We start from the raw sequence: 3,054 nt of genomic DNA on the forward strand, positions 1-3,054 counted from the left end.
GTCAGGTAGAAGTCCCGCCAGGGGGCAGATTCCGCCTGATAACCGAGCTGGTCATAGACACTGGCCAGCAGTTGTTTGGCGTCGTCATTAGCCGGCTCGGCAAAGACTACGTGGTTGAGCAGTTCAGCCAGCCAACGGTAGGTGTCGCGCCCCTCGGTCGCGCTCATATCCGATGCCGCCTCGAATTCCTGGAGCGCCTTTTCCAGCACTTTGTCCGCACCGCCCATCATCTGTACATAACGCCTGGCAGATTCGCTTTCAGGCAATGGATTGAGCTGAGCCGGGTTGGCGGTATACCAGCCGAGGTAATGCTGGTACACCGCTTTGGCGTTGTGGGACACAGTGCCGTAGTAACCCTGGTTGTGAAACGCCTGGTTCAGTTCCGGCGGCAGCCTGAGCTGGTCGGCGATCTCCCTCGGCGTGGCGCCCCGGTTCATCAAACGCACGGTCTGATCGTGGATGAACTTGTAGGTATCCCGCTGCACCGCCAGGAACTCCTGGATCTTCTCCTGGCCCCACAGCGGCCAGTGATGGCTGCCAAAATACACATCAGCGTCTGAGAATCGGGTTTTTGCCTCATCAATAAAGCTGCTCCAGAGCCGGGCATCCCGAACCTTGGCACCCCGCAAGGTATAGATGTTGTGCATATTGCGGCTGACCAGCTCGGCACCGCAAAAGGCCTTCTGCTCAGGAAGATAGAAGGTGAATTCTGCAGGCGCTTCGGAACCGGAGACAATCTGGAACTCCATGGACACACCATCCACGGCCAGTTCCGTGCCGGTCTCGCTGATCAGATCCGTCGCCGGGGCGAAGCCAAAGGTGCCGAACGCCGGTCCTTTACCCAGCCCCGTGCCAACATGGCCGCGCTCATTCCTCTCCAGACGCTTGCCATACATGAACATGGCCCGCCGTGTCATCGCAGGGCCGGCGATGATGTTCTCGCTGGTTGCCTCTTCCTCAAAGCCGGCTGGCGCAATAATGCGCAGGTTGGCTTTTTCCTCGTCTGACAGGTGCTGAAGAATGCCCTGCACGCCGCCAAAGTGGTCAATGTGGCTGTGGGTAAAGAGAATCGCCCGCACCGGCTTTTTGCCGAGGTGCTCCCTGGCAAACAGGAAGGCTTTGCTGGCAGTCTCCCGAGCGGTCAGTGGGTCCACCAGTATCCACCCGGTATCGCCCTCGATGATCGACATATTTGCCAGATCGTAACCCCGGATCTGGTAAAGCCCGTCGGTCACCTTGAACAAGCCGTGAATATTGTTGAGGGCAGCCTGCCGCCAGAGACTGGGGTTTACCGAGGATGGCGCGTTCTCTCCGTCCTTATCGATAAAGTCATAGGCCGGCATGTTCCAGACTTCACCACCCTCAAGATGATCGATAACAATATCCGGATCCTGGGCAATCAGGCCCCGACGGGCATTTTCGAAATCATCACGGTTGTCGAAGGGTCGCTGATCAAGAACCTCCTGATTGGCCTGGCCGGTAGTGGCCGTCGGCGCACTGTGTCCGGCACTGTTGGCTGCAGATGAATCGGGACTGGAATCACACCCCGCCAGGGCCAGAGCAATACCCAACAGAGGAGCAAAAAGAATCTTCATGGCTGGAGACATGCGGTAAACCTATTGAGCTGTTGTAATTGGTTAACCCGATTTTACTCCAGAGTTGGCCTGAATCTGCGCAAGTCAGCCAAAATACTCCTGAATCCACCCAAACAGTTTGGTCGCCGTCATGTCGCCGAGCGCCATCTGCTGAAAGTCATTCCCTACCTCATCCTCAATGGTCACGAACTGGTAAAGAAGAGTGCCGGGCTGTTCATCATGCAGTATGAGCGTAATCCTTCGGCGGGTCCGCAGACAGTCAATAGTCATCACATCCGCCGGTATACCCGCATCACGCATACCCCGGCGAACCTCCACCACCGGGTTAATGTGCTGGTGGGTGGCCTGAATGCGGGCATGGGCATCGCTGGCAAGGTCGGACAAGGTTTTCAAGGAATCTTCAGACATTGGGCTCGAGTCGCTCCGAGTGTTGTCATGTTTGATCAATCAGATTACCAGAGAATGAGCAATCCTTAAGCGAAATCAGACTGCACCGGGAGTAGCCTGCGCCTGAATCGATCAATGCTGAGGGTCAAACAATATGATCAACATGCTGGCCGCTATTCCGGTGCGAGCCTTGTTCGCCCGACTGTTTTCACTGGTGTTTTTTGTGTTGGCGTTCGCTCTCGTAAGCGCGACCGTCATGGACGTGATCAGTGACCTTAAATCTGGTCAACAGCTCATGCAGGCACTGATCAAAGGCGTCAACGGGAGCATCATCGCTCTTGCAGTATACGAGCTGGCCATGGTTATCCGTTCCGAATACAGCGGGCGCTCAGAATCTCACGATGTCATCACCATGATGCGACGAACATTACCGCGTTTTATAGGCACAGTTTGCGTGGCGATGTCTTTGGAGGGCCTGATTATGATCATCAAATACAGTCAACTGGAGTTGGCGGGAAATCTCTATTATCCGGTTGCTATCATCGTGAGCACCGCTCTACTCCTGGCATCGTTGGGAGTATTTCTGAAAATGGCTCCAAAAGACCAGACCGGCCCCTGAGAGCCGTCATCGCCCGGCCGGAGTTTACAGAATGTTCGGACTCCACAAGTACCCAAGGCTCAACCCCCGGCAGGCAGGGTCCCATGCCAGACCGGCAGTGCCAGATCCTCCGGATCATCATTCGGACCGCCGGTGCGGCTTTTGAACGCGCCTTCTTCAATAGGTATCCGGAATAATGCCGTTGCCTTTCTCTCCTTGTCATTCGGCGCCCTGACATGCTCCCACCGCCCTGGCTCTATCTGGTTGATGATCGCACGGAACGCGGCATCAAAGGCGGCATCGTCATCTACCGGCTCAGCCCGTCCATACAACACCAGTGACTCGTAGTTAGCGCTGTGATGGAACGCCGACTTGGTCATCACCCATTCATTCGTCACTGCGAATGAGATACAAAGCAACGCTCCAGACCCGAGACGCCGGGACAAGCGTCCGCCGTTCAATGTGTGTAGATAA

At 55.9% G+C, this 3,054-nt stretch carries 4 protein-coding genes; 1 reads left to right on the forward strand and 3 read right to left on the reverse strand.

Features of this window, described 5'->3' with window-relative positions:
• Both B2W52_RS13075 and B2W52_RS13080 read right to left on the reverse strand, forming a co-directional pair.
• Window positions 1-1,595 (reverse strand): alkyl/aryl-sulfatase (locus tag B2W52_RS13075; RefSeq protein ID WP_286803468.1); only part of this gene is annotated, 1,595 nt, incomplete at its 3' end.
• An 84-nt stretch (window positions 1,596-1,679) separates the two neighbouring features.
• Window positions 1,680-2,003 (reverse strand): hypothetical protein, encoded by a 324-nt coding sequence (locus B2W52_RS13080; RefSeq protein WP_008172380.1) that lies wholly within the window; start codon window positions 2,001-2,003, stop codon window positions 1,680-1,682.
• Between the two features lie 133 nt (window positions 2,004-2,136).
• Here B2W52_RS13080 and B2W52_RS13085 point away from each other — a divergent pair, with 133 nt between their 5' ends.
• Window positions 2,137-2,601 carry a hypothetical protein gene (locus B2W52_RS13085; protein ID WP_273068968.1) on the forward strand — a complete coding sequence of 155 codons (465 nt, stop codon included), beginning with the start codon at window positions 2,137-2,139 and terminating at the stop codon, window positions 2,599-2,601.
• Between the two features lie 59 nt (window positions 2,602-2,660).
• On the opposite strand, the gene B2W52_RS13090 is transcribed toward B2W52_RS13085, so the two are convergent.
• Window positions 2,661-3,054: pyridoxamine 5'-phosphate oxidase family protein (locus tag B2W52_RS13090; RefSeq protein ID WP_286803470.1), on the reverse strand; the 394-nt coding region annotated here is incomplete at its 5' end.

Source organism: Marinobacter sp. UBA2498 (assembly GCF_002341575.1).
Lineage (GTDB): Bacteria > Pseudomonadota > Gammaproteobacteria > Pseudomonadales > Oleiphilaceae > Marinobacter > Marinobacter manganoxydans.